Below are 15,167 nucleotides of genomic sequence, written 5' to 3' on the forward strand. Positions count from 1 at the left end.
GCTCGCAGCGGCGAAGGGTGAGGCCCGGGGGCATGATGCGGAGCCAGCTGTCCATACCAACGACCACCCGAGCACGGTCATTCCCGCGCATCGGCGCGCATCCACGGGGACGCCCCCTACGACCCCAGCGCGCGGCGCACCGCCGCGAGTGCGTCGGCCTCGGACGCGCCGAGCGAGCGGACCGTGTCGGCGTACGACGCCGCGGCCTCGCGCAGCGTCCGCTCCACGCCCGCGCCGCTCACGTACGTCCCGGCGCGCCCGCGGGTCTCGACGACCCCGAGGGCCTCGAGCTCCTTGTAGGCCCGCGCGACGGTGTTGGGGGCGAGGTCGAGGGAGGTGGCCAGGCTGCGGACCGGCGGGAGCCGGACGCCGGGAGCGAGCGCGCCGGAGTCGACCTGCGCCCGGATGGCCTCGCGCACCTGCTCGAAGGGCGGCACGCCCGACGCGGGGTCGACGGCGATCCGCACGGCGGGGCTCACGCCGCGGGCTCCATGCGCTCGAGCCACACGCGGTCGTAGCCGTCGAAGCGCTCGCGCCGCGTCTCGACCCACTCGTCGGCCGGGAACTGCGGGTAGTGCACGTCGCCCTCCGGCTCGAGGTCGACCTCGGTCAGCACCTGGTGCGTCGCCCAGGGCAGCAGCGCGGCGTAGACCTCACCGCCACCCGCGACCATCAGGTCGCCGGGCTGGGCGCCGGCGAGTGCGAGCGCCTCCTCGACCGTGTGGGCGACGAGCACGCCCCCGTGCGACCACCCGAGGTGCCGGGTCAGGACGATCGTCGTGCGCCCGGGCAGGGGGCGGCCGATCGACTCGAAGGTCGTGCGACCCATCAGCAACGTGTGGCCCCAGGTGAGCTCCTTGAACTGCGCCTGCTCGCCGGGCAGCCGCCACGGGATGTCGGGACCGTTGCCGATCACCCGGTTGCGGGCGTGGGCCGCCACCAGCACCACGCGCTGCTCGGGCCGGAGCGATCCGGTCGCACCGCCGGTCATACGGCGATGGGGGCCTTGATGCCCGGGTGGGGGTCGTAGCCCTCGACGGCGATGTGCTCGAGGTCGAAGCCGTCGATCTCCGTCACGGACGGGTCGAGCACCAGGCGCGGCAGCGCGCGTGGCTCGCGGTTGAGCTGGAGGCGGGCCTGGTCGACGTGGTTGAGGTAGAGGTGGGCGTCGCCCATGGTGTGCACGAAGTCGCCGACCTCGAGCCCGGTCACCTGCGCGACCATGTGGGTCAGCAGGGCGTAGGACGCGATGTTGAACGGCACGCCGAGGAACGTGTCGGCCGAGCGCTGGTAGAGCTGGCACGACAGCCTGCCGGGGCCGGCCGGGGTGGGCTCGACGTAGAACTGGAACAGCGTGTGGCACGGCGGCAGCGCCATGTCGTCGACGTCGGCGACGTTCCACGCCGAGACGATGTGGCGGCGCGAGTCGGGGTTGGTGCGGATGCCGTCGACGAGCCGGGCGATCTGGTCGACGTGCCGCCCGTCGGGCGTGGGCCAGGAGCGCCACTGGTAGCCGTAGACCGGGCCGAGGTCGCCCTGCTCGTCGGCCCACTCGTCCCAGATCGTGATGCCGCGGTCCTGCAGCCACTTGACGTTGGTGTCACCGCGCAGGAACCACAGCAGCTCGCCGAAGACCGAGCGCGTGTGCACCTTCTTGGTGGTCACCAGCGGGAAGCCCTCCGCCAGGTCGAAGCGCATCTGGTGGCCGAAGACGCTGAGCGTGCCGGTGCCGGTGCGGTCGGTCTTCTCCACGCCCTCGTCGAGGATCCGCTGGAGCAGGTCGAGGTAGGCGCGCACGGGGCGACTCTACGACGCAGGCTCAGGTCAGCAGCACAACCTTGCCGGTGGTTCGTCGCTCGGACAGCGCCCGGTGCGCCTCGGCTGCCTCGGCGAGGGGGAACCGGGTGGTCGCGGGCCGCCACTCGTCGGCGGCGAGTCGATCCACCGCCTCGCGTGCCAGCCCCTGGATCCCGTCCGGCCGGGCGAACATGCGGGCTCCGATGGCGGCGGTCACCGCGACACCGCGCTCGAACACGTCCTGCGCCGACAGGGCGATCGCCTCGCCGGCCGTCCAGCCGAACATGACCAGCCGGCCGCCCGGAGCGACCCGGTCGAACGCGGCCCGGCCCACCGTGCCGCCCACCCCGTCGAGGACGACGGTCACCGGGCGCTCGGCGCCGAGGAGGGCAGCCACCTCGGCGGGCCACCCGGGCTCGAGGTAGTCGACCGGGTGCGCGCCGTACGACGCCACGAGCGCCGACTTGGCCGCACCGCCGGCCACCCCGACGACGCGGGCGCCGGCCTGCACGCCGGCCTGGACCAGCAGCGTCCCCAGCCCACCGGCCGCGCTGGTGACCAGCACCGTGTCGTCCGGCCCGATCGCCGCCTCCTCGAGGATGCCCAGCGCGGTGCGGCCGGTCCCGACCATCGCGACCGCCTCTGCCTCGTCCACGTGCTCGGCCAGGGGGATCAGCGCCGCGGCAGGCGCCAGAGCGCGCGCGGCGTAGCCGCCACTGAGCACACCGAGGTGGGCGACCACCCGTCGACCGAGCCAGGACCCCTCGACGTCCGGCCCGACCGCGTCCACCACCCCGGCGACCTCGCGGCCGGGCGTCATGGGCAGCGCCGCTCGTCCGAAGGGACCGGCGACGCCCTCACGCAGGGTGGCGTCCAACAGGTGAACGCCGGCTGCGGACACGGCGATCCGCACCTGTCCCGCCGCCGGGTCCGGCTCGAGGACGTCCTCGAGCACGAGCACCTCCGGACCGCCGTAGTCCCTCTGCACGATCGCCTGCATCACGTCGGTCCTCGCTCGGTCGTCCTCGGCTCCTCCATGCCCAGGACGCTAGGAGCTCACGTGGACGTGAGGTCAAGCAGTCGCCGCACGAGGCGTGCCACCGGGGCACACCCCGTTCAGGACCGCGGCACCCGAGCCTCCACCAGCACGCACTCGACGTCGAAGGCGTGGTGCGGGCCGAGGGCGTCGTACGCCGACCGCAGGCGGGCCCGCACGGCCTCGGGCTGGGCGCGCCACGCAACGCCGAAGTTGCCCACCGTGGTCAGACCGCACCAGAGGTCGTCGGCAGCGACGCGCCACGTCCACGAGCGGGCGCCGGCAGCGGTGACCGTGAGCCCGGCTTCGGCGAGGATGCCGGCGAGGCCGTCGGCGGAGCGCTCGAAGTCGCGCTCCGGCGCGAGCCGCGGTGACGCCACCCGCCGGGCGCCGGCGGCGTCGAGGAGCCCGCCCCACATCACCGCCTGCGGCGGCGGGGTCGCTCCCCAGATCGTCGCGCGCACCACCGCCCCGGGCGCCGCCACGCGCGCCAGCTCCCGCGCACCCGCGCGGGGGTCCTCGACGTGGTTGAGCACGAAGGCGGCCGTCACCACCTCGTAGCCGTCGTCGGCCATCGGCAGCTCGGGCAGGCCACCCACGAGGACGTGCTCCCGGCCGAGGGCGGCAGCGGCCAGCCCGGCCATCTCGGGGTCGGGCTCGACCCCGACGGCGTCGTGCCCGGCCTGTCGTGCGGCTCCGACCAGCGCGCCGGTGCCGCAGCCCACGTCGAGCAGTCGCGCGCCGCGCGGCAGCCCGTCGAGGAGAGCCGGGATCGTGCCGGCACAGAGGCCGGCGAAGCTGCGCGCGTACGCCTGCGCCACGCCCGTCCAGAGTGCCTCCGCCACGAGGCGTGACCCTAGCGGTGGGGCTCAGCGCAGCAGGATGGTGCCGCCGGCGACGACGGTCACCGGCTCCCCGCACGCCGTCGGCGTACGGCACACGACGAGCGCCCGCCGGCCGGACTCCGACTGCCGGACGGCGTCCTGCGCGCCGTCGCGGCGGGAGGAGTCGATGAGGTGTGCCCAGCCCCCGTCGGCCATCGGCACGCTCTGCACCAGCACGTCGTAGGGGCCGAGCGCGACGACGGGTGGCGGCACCGGCACGTCGTCGAGCGCCGCGGGAGCCTCCTCCACCGGCTCGACGCCGCCCTCGGCGTCCACGCGGAGCACCTCACCGGACCGGAGCCGGGCGACCACGGCGGAGCCGTCGGCGACGAACGCCTCCACCCCGCGCAGCCCGACGACCACGTCCGCCAGGTGCAGCTCGCCCTCGGCGTACCACGCGACGGGCAGCGGGTTGGCCTCCTCGCGCACCGGGGGCGGCGCCGGCCGGGCGGCCCACCACGCCCACCCGGCGGCGAGCACCGCCGCGACCGCGACGCCCGCGAGCGCGCGGCGCGCCGCCAGCCGGCGACGTGCGGCCCGCACCCGCTCGGCCCGCTCGAGCCACCGTTCGGGACCGTCGCCGGGGTCGCGCGGGCCGAGTCCGTGGGGCGCCGGCTCCCCGGGCCGGGGCGCCAGCGCGGCCCGCTCGCGGGCCTCGGCCCACAGGGTGACGTCGACCTGCTCCTCGCGCACGCGGCGCCGCCACGAGCGCCGCGCGGCCACCAGGGTCTGGGCGACCGCGAGCCGCGCGTCGTCGGGCGCGACGCCGTCCTCCTCCAGGCCGGCGACGAGGTCGGGCCAGCGCGCGTCGACGTAGGTCTCGAAGTCCGACCCGTCCGCCGTGCCCACCTCGGTCCCCTCCCGTGCGTTCCTCGACCTCGCGTGCGGTCTCCCGGCTCGGCCTCGGGAGGCGTTCGGGGCCGGGGCCGGGGCGGATGGGTCAGGCGCTCAGCGACATCGGCCCGTAGACCTGGCGGTCGTGCTCGAACAACGTCACCGCGGCGACGCCGTGGTCGGCGAGGTCGGCCCAGATCTCGCCCACCCACGACTCAGCGTCGCCCTGCGTGGCGAACCGCTGGTCGGAGTGGCCGGCGACCTCGACCTCGGCGCCGGCCGCGTCCTCGAGGCGCCACCACCAGGGCCGGTCGGCGGCCGAGGGCTGGCGGAAGGTCGGGGGCTGTCCGGGGAGCACGTCAGGACTCCTTCACGGACGGGTCGACGAAGGGCGGCTTGACCAGCTGGAAGACCTCGCGCCGCCCACGGATGTCGACGCCCACCTCGGCGTCCTCGGCGACCATGGTCGGGATCAGCGCCAGGCCGATGCCCTTCCTCAGCGTCGGGGAGAACGTGCCGGACGTGATCTCGGCCAGTGGCACGTCGGGGGTCAGCGAGACGCTCATCCCGGGTCGGGGGATGCCTCGGCCGACGGCGAGCAGCCCGCGCAGCCGGCGCATCGGGCCCTCCTCCTTCACCTTCCGCACCGCGTCGCGGCCCCAGAAGGCGTCCTTCCTCCACCCGACCGCCCACGAGAGGCCGGCCTCGAGGGGGTTGGTGTCGAGACCGATGTCCTGGCCGTGGAGGGGGTAGCCCATCTCGGTGCGCAGCGTGTCGCGCGCACCGAGCCCGCACGCGACGATGCCCCACTCCTCGCCGGCGGCCATCAGGTCGTCCCACAGCCGTCCGGCGACGGAGTTGTCGACGACCAGCTCGTAGCCGCGCTCGCCGGTGTAGCCCGTGCGGCACACCACGACACCGACGCCGGTGTCGTGCAGCTCGGCCTCGACGAAGGACATGTACTCGTGCCCGACCGGCAGCCCGACCTTCTCGAGCACCTCGTCGGACCGGGCGCCCTGCACCGCCAGCACCGCGTAGTCGTCGTGGTGGCTGACGACCTTCACGCCCTCCGGGGCCGCGGCCTGCAGCCGCGCCACGACCTCGGCCGTGTTGGCCGCGTTGGGGACGAGCAGGACGTGCTCGTCGTCGTGCCAGTAGGCGATGAGGTCGTCGACGATGCCGCCGGACTCGTCGAGGCACAGCGTGTACTGGGCCTTGCCCGGCCGGATCTTGGCCAGGTCGTTGGACAGGGTGGCGTTGACGAAGTCGGCCGCACCCGGGCCCGACACCATCGCCTTGCCGAGGTGGCTCACGTCGAACACGCCCACCGACTCCCGCACCGCCGTGTGCTCCCTCACCACGCCCGTCCGGTACTCCAGGGGCATCGACCACCCGCCGAACTCGGCGAACTTCGCGCCGAGGGCCTCGTGACGGTCGTGGAGCGGCGACTGCTTGAGCGATGCGGCCATGGCGCCGAACCTACCGCAGCGTGCTGCCCGTCCCCCCTCGCCTAACATGCCCGGGTGACCACCTACTCGTTGCGCAGCGCCAGCCCCGCCAAGACCCGAGCCGACGCCGTCGTGGTGGGAGTGGTCACCGGCGCCAAGGGTCCACGGCTGTGCGACGCCGCCGCCGACATCAGCGAGGCCTACGGTCGCCGGCTGCGCCCCTTCCTCAGCACGATGGGCGTCACCGGCAAGGCCGGCGAGTCGGTCAAGGCCCCGACCCGCGACGGCGTCAACGCACCCCTGCTGGTGTTCGTCGGGCTCGGTGCCGACCAGGCCGACCCCGTCGCCGTACGCCGGGCCGCGGGCGTCGCCGCCCGCAGCGTGCCCAACGCCGCCTCGGTCGCCCTCGCCCTGCCGAGCGACACGCCCGAGCTGGTCGAGGCCGTGGTCGAGGGACACCGCCTCGGCGGCTACACCTTCACCGGCTACAAGTCCCGCCAGCCCGACACGTCCGCGCCCAACGACGTCGTGGTGCTCACCGGGATCGCCCGCCGCGCCGAGGCCGTCGCCGCCCTGGAGCGCGCCGAGGTGCTCGCCGACGCGGTCGCGCTGACCCGCGACTGGGTCAACACCCCGCCCCGCGACTGCACTCCCCCGCTCCTCGCCGAGCTCGTGCGCGCCGCGCACAAGGACGTCACCTCCGGCCGCGGCGCCCCCAAGGTCACGCTCGAGGTCTTCGACCACGAGCAGCTCGCGGAGATGGGCTGCGGCGGCATCCTCAGCGTCGGCGACTCCTCCGCCGCGCCCTCCCGCCTGGTCAAGCTCACCTGGGCACCGCGGGGCGCGACCGTGCACCTCGCGCTGGTCGGCAAGGGTGTCACCTTCGACTCCGGCGGCCTGACGATCAAGCCGTCGTCGAGCATGGTCAACATGAAGGGCGACATGGCCGGCGCGGCCAGCGTCGTGGCCGCCACCCTCGCGATCGCGCGGCTGGGCCTGCCGGTCAAGGTCACGGCGTTCGCCCCGATGGCCGAGAACATGGTCTCCGGCACCGCGACCCGCCCCGGCGACGTGATCACCATGCACAACGGCTCGACGGTCGAGATCGCCAACACCGACGCCGAGGGCCGCATGCTGCTCGGCGACGCGCTGTCGATGGCGGTGCAGGACGAGCCCGACGTCGTGGTCGACATCGCCACCCTCACCGGGCACATGCAGCTCGCCCTCGGCGACAAGGTCGGCGCCGTCATGGGCACCGACCCGGAGGTGCAGTCGGTCCTGGCGGCGGGCGCGGCGGCGGGCGAGCAGCACTGGCCGATGCCGATCCCCGAGGAGATGCACGAGCGCGTCACCAGCTCCAAGGTCGCCGACCTGCTCCAGCACGACTGGGTGCGCTGGGGCGGCGGGCTCTACGCCTCGGCGTTCCTGCGCGAGTTCACCGGCGGCCTGCCGTGGGCCCACCTCGACATCGCCGGCAAGGAGATGAACACCGGCGGCCCCTACGGCCACGTCCCGTCCGGCGCGACCGGCTTCGGCGTCACCACGCTCGTCGAGCTCGCCCGGTCGCTGGCCGAGGCCCGGTCGAAGGGCTAGATCCCCTCGGCCTTCTTGCGCCGGTTGTAGTCGCGCATCCGCTGCGGCACGCCGACCACCGCGGCGTCGTACGACGGCACGCGGTGGCGGTTGGCGAAGTCGTGGGCCCACCGGACGCTCGGCACCCGGCGCCGGGTCCACTCCCCGTCGTGGGCGACCAGCAGCAGCGTCACGTCGCTGACCGCCGTGCGCGGCTCGACGAACCCCTCGACCCCCTGACGGGTGGTGACGAACCGCTCGAGGTGTCGCACGTCCTCCCCGTCGGAGGCCCGCACCCGGGTGGACCCGGTGCGGGTGGCGTCCTGCGCGGGGGCGCTGGTGCGGCCCTTGCGGCGGAGTCGGTCGAACAGGCCCATGGCGCACATTGTGCAGGGAGGGGCCGCATCGCGCTCGCGATCGCCGCTTCGACCCACCCGACCCGGTGTGGACAGCGTCACGAAGAGTGCAAAGATGGACGCGCCCCGAGATGGTCGGTGCGAGTCGAGCACGTGTGGAGGGAATGCAGTGGCGGACGCTGAGTTCGACGTACTCGTGCTCGGGGCCGGATCAGGCGGCTACGCCTGCGCCCTGCGAGCGGCCCAGCTGGGCCTGAGCGTCGGACTCGTCGAGAAGGGCAACCTCGGCGGCACCTGCCTCCACGTGGGCTGCATCCCGACCAAGGCCCTCCTCCACGCCGCGGAGGTCGCCGACTCCGCGCGCGACGCCGCCCGGTTCGGCGTGACCGCGTCGCTCGAGGGCATCGACATGGCCGGGGTCAACGCCTACAAGGACAAGGTCGTCGACCGGCTCTTCAAGGGCCTCACCGGCCTGATCGCGTCGCGCGGCATCACGGTCATCCAGGGCACCGGCACGCTGAGCGGCCCGCGCGAGGTCACCGTCGACGGCACCGCCTACACCGGCCGGTCGGTCGTGCTGGCGTCCGGCTCCTACAGCAGGTCGCTGCCGGGCCTCGAGGTCGACGGCGACAAGGTCATCACCTCCGAGCACGCGCTGCGCCTCGACCGCGTCCCCGCCTCGGTCATCGTGCTCGGCGGCGGCGTCATCGGCTGCGAGTTCGCAAGCGTGTGGAGGTCGTTCGGCTCCGAGGTCACCATCGTCGAGGCCCTGCCGCGGCTCGTGGCCGCCGAGGACGAGGCCTCCTCGAAGGCGCTCGAGCGCGCCTTCCGCAAGCGCAGGATCGACTTCCGCACGGCGACCTCCTACAAGAGCGTCAAGGTCACCGACACCGGCGTCGCCGTCACCGTCGAGGGCGCCACGGACGGGGAGAGCGTGATCGAGGCCGAGGTGCTGCTCGTCGCCGTCGGGCGCGGACCCGTCACCGACGGCCTCGGCTACGCCGAGCAGGGCATCGAGATGGACCGCGGGTTCGTGCTCACCGACGAGCGGTGCCGCACCAACGTCCAGGGCGTCTACGCCGTCGGCGACATCGTCCCCGGCCTCCAGCTCGCCCACCGCGGCTTCCAGCAGGGCATCTTCGTCGCCGAGGACATCGCCGGGCTCGACCCGCGCCCCATCGACGAGACCGGCATCCCGCGGGTCACCTACTCCCACCCCGAGATCGCGTCGGTCGGCCTCGACGAGGCGGCGGCACGCGAGCTCCACGGCGACGCCGTCACCACCCTGACCTACGACCTCGGCGGCAACGGCAAGAGCCAGATCCTGCAGACCCAGGGCTTCGTCAAGCTCGTCGGCCTCGTCGACGGGCCGGTGCTCGGCGTCCACATGGTGGGAGATCGCGTCGGTGAGCTCATCGGCGAGGCGCAGCTGATCTACAACTGGGAGGCGCACGCCGACGACGTCGCGCCCCTGGTGCACGCCCACCCCACGCAGAACGAGGCCCTCGGCGAGGCGCACCTCGCGCTCGTCGGCAAGCCGCTCCACGCCCACTCCTGATCCACCCGCGACATACCTCCCCAACCACACGCGAGCGAAGGAACCACATGGCCTCCGAAGTCACCCTCCCCGCACTCGGCGAGTCCGTCACCGAGGGCACCGTCACCCGCTGGCTGAAGCAGGTCGGTGACACGGTCGCCGTCGACGAGCCGCTGCTCGAGGTCTCCACCGACAAGGTCGACACCGAGATCCCCTCACCGGTCGCCGGCACGCTGCTGGAGATCAAGGCCAACGAGGACGACACCGTCGAGGTCGGCACGGTCCTGGCCGTGGTCGGCGAGGAGGGCGAGTCGGCCGGTGACGCCTCCGGGACGGCCCAGCCCGAGGCGCAGCCCCAGGACGACGCCGAGTCGGAGAAGAAGGCCGAGCAGGAGGAGCAGGTCGCCGAGGAGACCGGCGAGCTCCCCGACGGCGACCAGACCCCCGAGTCGGAGAAGGACGACGCGCCCGCCCAGGAGGAGCCCGCAGCCGAGCAGGCCGCGTCCGGCGACTCCGGCTCCGGCGACTCGCCCGGCGGTGGTGGCGGCGGCGGTACGCCCGTGACGCTGCCCGCGCTCGGCGAGTCGGTCACCGAGGGCACGGTCACCCGCTGGCTCAAGCAGGTCGGCGACGAGGTCGCCGTGGACGAGCCGCTGCTCGAGGTCTCCACCGACAAGGTCGACACCGAGATCCCCTCCCCGATCGCCGGCACGCTGCTGGAGATCAAGGCCGCCGAGGACGAGACCGTCGAGGTCGGCGCCGAGCTCGCGATCATCGGCTCCGGCGACGCCGGGTCGGGCGCGACGTCGCAGCCGCAGTCGGACCAGGCGCAGTCGGACCAGCCGCAGTCGGACCAGGCGCAGTCGGACCCGGCGCAGGCCGAGGACGACGCCCCGACGGAGGCCGAGCAGGAGCGGTGGACCGCCGAGGAGCAGGGCGAGCGGCCCCAGCAGGTCGAGCCCGAGGCCAAGGGCGAGGCGCCCTACGCGCCGGCCCCGCAGGGCGAGCCCGAGCCGCAACGCACCGACGCGGCGCAGGCCCCGTCGGGTGGATCCTCCTCGTCGGCGTCCTCCTCCGACGGCGGCCGCGACCAGTCCGCGTACGTGACCCCGCTGGTCCGCAAGATGGCCGAGCAGCACGGTGTCGACCTCGCCTCGGTGCAGGGCACCGGCGTCGGCGGCCGCATCCGCAAGCAGGACGTCCTCGACGCTGCCGCCGCCGCCCAGCAGGCCAAGGCCCCGGCCGAGGCACCCGCCGCCGCGCCTGCTGCCGCCAGCGCTCCCCCGGCCGCCGCGGCTCCGTCGTCGACGTCGCCGTCGCCGCTGCGCGGCACCACCGAGCCGCTGTCGCGGCTGCGCAAGGTGATCGCCTCGCGCATGGTCGAGTCGCTGCACGAGGCCGCCCAGCTCACGCAGGTGATGGAGGTCGACGTCACCGTGATCGCCCGCCTGCGGGAGTCGGTGAAGGCCGACTTCCTGGCGCGCGAGGGCGTGAAGCTGACCTACCTGCCCTTCTTCGCCAAGGCCGCGATCGACGCGCTCAAGCTGCACCCCAAGCTCAACGCGGCGATCGACGCCGAGAAGGGCGAGGTGACCTACTACGACCGCGAGAACATCGCGTTCGCCGTGGACACCGAGAAGGGCCTGCTGACGCCGGTCGTCAAGGAGGCGGGCGACCTGTCGATCGCCGGGCTGGCGAAGAAGATCGCCGACGTCGCCGAGCGCACGCGCACCAACAAGATCACCCCCGACGAGCTGTCGGGCGGCACGTTCACCATCACCAACCTCGGCAGCTTCGGGGCGCTCTTCGACACCCCGATCATCAACAAGCCGCAGGTCGCCATCCTCGGCCCCGGTGCCGTGGTGAAGCGGCCCGTCGTGATCGACGACCCCAACCTGGGCGAGACGATCGCGGTGCGGCACATGGTCCACCTCTCGCTGACCTACGACCACCGCCTGGTCGACGGAGCCGACGCCGGCCGGTTCCTCCAGGAGGTCAAGAAGCGCCTCGAGGCAGGACAGTTCGAGGTCTGATCCGGCTCGCACGACGCCCCGCCCACGCCACGTGGGCGGGGCGTCGTCGTCCCGGGCCCGCCGGTGGCCGTGTCGACATCGTCACAGCGGCGTGAGTCACACGAAAACGAGGCGCGCGATGTCGGTGCGGCCACGTAGCGTCTGGTGCTTGTGACGGTGACCGAGATCCAGACCCACGCGGCACCGGCGGCGACGTCCGCGACCGATGGGCTGCCGCCGGGCCGGGTGCCCGTCGACTGGCGCCGCGTGCGGCGTCCGCTGACCTATCTCTGCTTCTCGATGTCCCTGCTGGGCGCGGTCGCCGCGTCCCTCGGCTCCATGGTCGCGGGCCGGCTCGCCGACAGCCCCACCGAGCGCCTCCTGGTGCTCCTGGCGCTGTGCGTGGTGGGCGGCGCGGTCATCGACACCGTCGCCAAGACCGTCTGGGCCACGATCTGCGACCGCGCCGAGGGCCAGCTGCGCGCCGACCTGCTCGACGCGGCGATGGCGCAGCCGCTGTCCGAGCTGTCCGAGCAGGCCGTGGGCGAGGTGCTCGACCGCATCGACGACGACACCTGGGAGGTCGGCCAGCTGATGCGCTGGGGCGTGTGGCAGGCCGCGCGCACCCTCCTCGCGTCCGGCCCGCTGTGGGTGGTCGCCTCGCTCACCTGGTGGCCGGCCGTCTTCCTCTTCCCGCTGACCGCCGTCGTCACGTTCACGGTGATCCGCCGGCTGCTGCCGCTCGTCGCGCAGCGCAAGGTCATCGAGGAGGCCGCCTGGACCGACCACGCGGCGTCCACCGAGGAGGGCGTCGCCGCCCGCGACGACCTGCGCACCTCGCTCGGCCAGGCCCACGTCCTGCGCCGCAACGCCCACCTGGCGTCGGTCGTCCACCGCACCCTCGACGCCGTCCTGGCCGTCGAGGTGCGCATCACCCGCCGCAGCGGCGGCATGCTCCACGGCGCCCTGGCCGCGGTCGGAGTGGTCGGGGTGGCGCTGGTGCTCTCCGGCGACCTGAGCACGGCCCGCCTGGTCACCCTCTTCCTCGTCACCACGATGTTCGTCGGCGGCGTCGACATGCTCGCGCGCCACCTGCCCGACCTCCAGGAGGGGTTCGGCGCGGTGCTGCGGCTGCGCGGGATGCTCGCCTCGCCGGCCGAGCCCACGGGCGGCCTGCCCGTGCCCGACGGGCCCCTCGACGTCGAGTTCCGCCACCTCGAGTTCAGCTACGGCACCGGCACGTTCGCCCTTCGCGACGTCGACCTGCGGCTCAGCGCCGGCCACACCTGCGCGCTCGTCGGTCGCACCGGCTCGGGCAAGTCGACGCTGGCCTCCCTGCTCTCCCGCGCGGTCGAGCCCCCGCGCGGCACGATCTTCCTCGGCGGGGTCGACGTCCTCGACCTCGACCTCCAGCAGCTGCGCTCCGCCGTCGGCGTGGTCACCCAGCGCACCGAGGTGCTCGCCGGCACGCTCGCCGACAACATCACCCTCTTCACCGACGTCCCGCCCGCCGTGGTGGAGGCGGCCGTGGCCGAGCTCGGCCTGACCGACTGGGTGGCCGGCCTGCCCGAGGGCCTCGACACCGTCCTCGGCCCCGGCGGCACCAGCCTGTCGGCCGGCGAGGAGCAGCTCGTCGCGTTCGCGCGGCTGCTCGTGCGCGACGTCAGCGTCGTGGTCCTCGACGAGGCCACCGCCCGCATGGACCCCGTCACCGAGGCCCGCGTGGTCCGCGCCGCCGACCGGCTGATCTCCGGGCGCACCGGCATCCTGGTCGCGCACCGGCTCTCCACCACCGAGCGGGCCGAGCAGGTGGCTGTGCTCGAGTCCGGGCGCGTCGTCCAGCAGGGCCCCCGCGGCCGCCTGGCCGCCGAGGACGGGCCCTTCCGCGACCTCCTCGAGGCAGCGGCCCACGAGCCCGTCGTCGAGGAGCACCACCACGACGAGTCGACGATCGGGTCCGTGCGCCGCAGCACCACTCCCCCGGCACCGCCCCGGCTCGCCCCGACGCCGAGCCTGGCCCGCCAGGTGGTCCACACGATCAGCATCCAGCCGCAGTGGGGCATGCTCGGCGCGTTCCTCTTCCTCGCCTCGTCGCTGACCGGCGCGTTCGGCGCGGTCACGGGGTGGGTGTGGGGTCACATCGTCACCGACCTGCAGGCGGGCGAGCGGCCCACCCTGCTGGTGGTGGCCCTGGTCGCCTCGCTCCTCATCGGCCCGCTCCTGCTCGCCCAGGCCTTCCGCTCCTACCCCCACTGGTGGGTGGAGGTACGGCTGCGGGTGCGCGCCGCGGTGCTGCACGGGCAGACCGCGCAGCGCCGGCTGCTCCGCACGCCGCCCGGCGAGGTCGTCGCTCGCACCATGGACGCCGACCGGCTGGCCCGCTACACCGACCGCTGGGTCGACTTCGTCAACGGTCTCGTCGTTGCGCTGGTGACCGCGCTCATCGCCCAGACCTGGCTCGCCGGCGCGGTCCTGCTGACGGTCATGGTCGCCTCGGCGCTGGCCTCCACCCTCGGGCGCCGGGTCGCCGGCCGCTCGGCCGCGGCCGCGTCGACGGCCCGCGCGCGGTTCGGCCAGTCGCTCGTCTCCGCGCTCGAGTCTGCCCGCACGGTCAAGCTGGCCGCCGCCACGCCGCAGGTCCACCAGCACCTGCGCGCCGTCGACGGCGGGCGCGTCGACGCCGCCGTGCGCGAGCACCGCGTCCAGGCCCTCCTCGACGGCGTTCCCGTCGTGATGGTGCAGTGTGGCGTCGTGGCCGCCTGGGCAGGTCTGCTCACCGGCCGCTGGGAGCTCGCGACCGCACTCCTCGTGGCCAACGCCGTCAGCGGCTTCGACTGGTTCGGCCGCGTGGCCGGGTCCGTCGTCACCGAGGCCCCCGGCACCCGCGCGTGGATGAACGCCACCAGCGAGCTCGCCGGCGGCGGCGACCTGATGGACCTCCCGCCGGGCGTCGACCTGGTCAGCGGCACCGGCCCGGTGCCCGCGACGGCGCACCGCGAGCCGCTGCGCACGCTGACGCTCCGCGACGTCTCCGCGGTGCACGACGACGGCACGCTGGGCGTCGAGGGCGTCGATCTCGACGTGCAGGCCGGCGAGCTCGTGCTCCTGCTCGGCCAGGTCGGCTCCGGCAAGTCGAGCCTGCTCGGCGCGCTCGCCGGGCTCGTCGGCAGCACGGGCGAGATCCGCTGGAACGACCGGCTCGTCGACGACCCCCAGATCGCGCTGCGCCCCGGCCGCGTGGCCCACGTCGCGCAGGTGCCGCGGGTGCTGTCCGGCACGTTCACCGACAACGTCGCCCTCGACCACCCCGACCGGGCGGTGATGCCGGCGCTCGAGGCGGCCCGCATGGGTCGCGACGTCGCCGAGGCGGGCGGTCCCGACGCGCTCGTCGGCCACCGCGGCGTACGCCTCTCCGGCGGGCAGGTGCAGCGCCTCGCGCTGGCGCGGGCGCTGGCCACCGAGTCCGACGTGCTCCTCGCCGACGACGTGTCGTCCGCGCTCGACGCCGCCACCGAGATCGAGCTGTGGCAGGCGCTGCGCGCCCGGGGCACCGCCGTCGTGGGCGCGACCAGCAAGGCGGCCGCGCTCGCGCAGGCCGACCGGGTCGTGGTGCTCGACGCCGGCCGGGTGGTCGACCAGGGGCCCTGGCGCGAACTCGCCGCGCGGTGGGCGCACCTGGCCGGCTGAGCCG

13 protein-coding genes are annotated in these 15,167 nt (G+C 74.4%); 4 read left to right on the forward strand and 9 right to left on the reverse strand.

Annotation, left to right across the window (positions count from 1 at the left end; genetic code table 11):
- Nucleotides 1-116: 116 nt before the first annotated feature.
- The 8 genes from AC3X7Z_RS12790 to gcvT form a co-directional block, all read right to left on the reverse strand.
- On the reverse strand, nt 117-479 hold the full coding sequence (locus tag AC3X7Z_RS12790; RefSeq protein WP_241005386.1) for a GntR family transcriptional regulator: 363 nt from the start codon (nt 477-479) through the stop codon (nt 117-119).
- Complete coding sequence (locus AC3X7Z_RS12795) at nt 476-991, reverse strand: dihydrofolate reductase (RefSeq protein WP_489976146.1); 516 nt, start codon at nt 989-991, stop codon at nt 476-478. Before AC3X7Z_RS12795 ends, AC3X7Z_RS12790 begins: the two co-directional genes overlap by 4 nt.
- Nucleotides 988-1,797, reverse strand: coding sequence for a thymidylate synthase (locus AC3X7Z_RS12800; RefSeq protein ID WP_489976147.1), 810 nt, complete (start codon nt 1,795-1,797; stop codon nt 988-990). The genes AC3X7Z_RS12795 and AC3X7Z_RS12800 overlap by 4 nt, the downstream gene beginning before the upstream one ends.
- Nucleotides 1,798-1,819: 22 nt before the next feature.
- A complete protein-coding gene (locus AC3X7Z_RS12805) occupies nt 1,820-2,797 on the reverse strand; it encodes a zinc-binding dehydrogenase (protein WP_489976148.1) in 978 nt (325 codons plus the stop codon).
- A 116-nt stretch (nt 2,798-2,913) separates the two neighbouring features.
- Nucleotides 2,914-3,678: a class I SAM-dependent methyltransferase gene (locus tag AC3X7Z_RS12810; RefSeq protein WP_489976149.1), complete on the reverse strand. Its 765-nt coding sequence runs from the start codon at nt 3,676-3,678 to the stop codon at nt 2,914-2,916.
- Between the two features lie 24 nt (nt 3,679-3,702).
- Entirely contained in the window at nt 3,703-4,566 is an 864-nt protein-coding gene (locus AC3X7Z_RS12815; protein WP_489976150.1) for a hypothetical protein, read from the reverse strand.
- Between the two features lie 91 nt (nt 4,567-4,657).
- Complete coding sequence (locus AC3X7Z_RS12820; protein WP_186341918.1) at nt 4,658-4,909, reverse strand: hypothetical protein; 252 nt, start codon at nt 4,907-4,909, stop codon at nt 4,658-4,660.
- Nucleotide 4,910: 1 nt separating this feature from the next.
- The gene (gcvT, locus tag AC3X7Z_RS12825) at nt 4,911-6,020 is read right to left on the reverse strand and encodes a glycine cleavage system aminomethyltransferase GcvT (protein WP_489976151.1); all 1,110 of its coding nucleotides are present in this window, start codon (nt 6,018-6,020) and stop codon (nt 4,911-4,913) included.
- A 54-nt stretch (nt 6,021-6,074) separates the two neighbouring features.
- Between gcvT and AC3X7Z_RS12830 the strand changes: the two genes are divergently transcribed.
- Nucleotides 6,075-7,592: a leucyl aminopeptidase gene (locus AC3X7Z_RS12830; protein ID WP_186341916.1), complete on the forward strand. Its 1,518-nt coding sequence runs from the start codon at nt 6,075-6,077 to the stop codon at nt 7,590-7,592.
- Here AC3X7Z_RS12830 and AC3X7Z_RS12835 read toward each other — a convergent pair.
- Entirely contained in the window at nt 7,589-7,948 is a 360-nt protein-coding gene (locus AC3X7Z_RS12835; protein WP_241005385.1) for a hypothetical protein, read from the reverse strand. The genes AC3X7Z_RS12830 and AC3X7Z_RS12835 overlap by 4 nt on opposite strands.
- A 148-nt stretch (nt 7,949-8,096) precedes the next feature.
- On the opposite strand from AC3X7Z_RS12835, the gene lpdA reads away from it, so the two are divergent.
- The 3 genes from lpdA to AC3X7Z_RS12850 all read left to right on the forward strand — a co-directional run bounded on the left by lpdA (nt 8,097) and on the right by AC3X7Z_RS12850 (nt 15,163).
- Complete coding sequence (lpdA, locus tag AC3X7Z_RS12840) at nt 8,097-9,485, forward strand: dihydrolipoyl dehydrogenase (RefSeq protein WP_489976152.1); 1,389 nt, start codon at nt 8,097-8,099, stop codon at nt 9,483-9,485.
- 47 nt (nt 9,486-9,532) lie between these two features.
- Nucleotides 9,533-11,497 (forward strand): 2-oxoglutarate dehydrogenase, E2 component, dihydrolipoamide succinyltransferase, encoded by a 1,965-nt coding sequence (gene sucB / locus AC3X7Z_RS12845; RefSeq protein ID WP_489976153.1) that lies wholly within the window; start codon nt 9,533-9,535, stop codon nt 11,495-11,497.
- Between the two features lie 156 nt (nt 11,498-11,653).
- Complete coding sequence (locus tag AC3X7Z_RS12850; protein ID WP_489976154.1) at nt 11,654-15,163, forward strand: ATP-binding cassette domain-containing protein; 3,510 nt, start codon at nt 11,654-11,656, stop codon at nt 15,161-15,163.
- Nucleotides 15,164-15,167: the final 4 nt, after the last annotated feature.

It is taken from the genome of Nocardioides sp. Z24_21 (assembly GCF_058134345.1).

What these genes read in the sequence shown, in the direction of transcription:
- AC3X7Z_RS12795 (WP_489976146.1), bottom strand. Translation starts at nt 991, where the DNA reads ATGACCGGCGGTGCGACCGGATCGCTCCGGCCCGAGCAGCGCGTGGTG.
- sucB (WP_489976153.1), top strand. Translation starts at nt 9,533, where the DNA reads ATGGCCTCCGAAGTCACCCTCCCCGCACTCGGCGAGTCCGTCACCGAG.
- gcvT (WP_489976151.1), bottom strand. Translation starts at nt 6,020, where the DNA reads ATGGCCGCATCGCTCAAGCAGTCGCCGCTCCACGACCGTCACGAGGCC.
- AC3X7Z_RS12835 (WP_241005385.1), bottom strand. Translation starts at nt 7,948, where the DNA reads ATGGGCCTGTTCGACCGACTCCGCCGCAAGGGCCGCACCAGCGCCCCC.
- AC3X7Z_RS12805 (WP_489976148.1), bottom strand. Translation starts at nt 2,797, where the DNA reads ATGCAGGCGATCGTGCAGAGGGACTACGGCGGTCCGGAGGTGCTCGTG.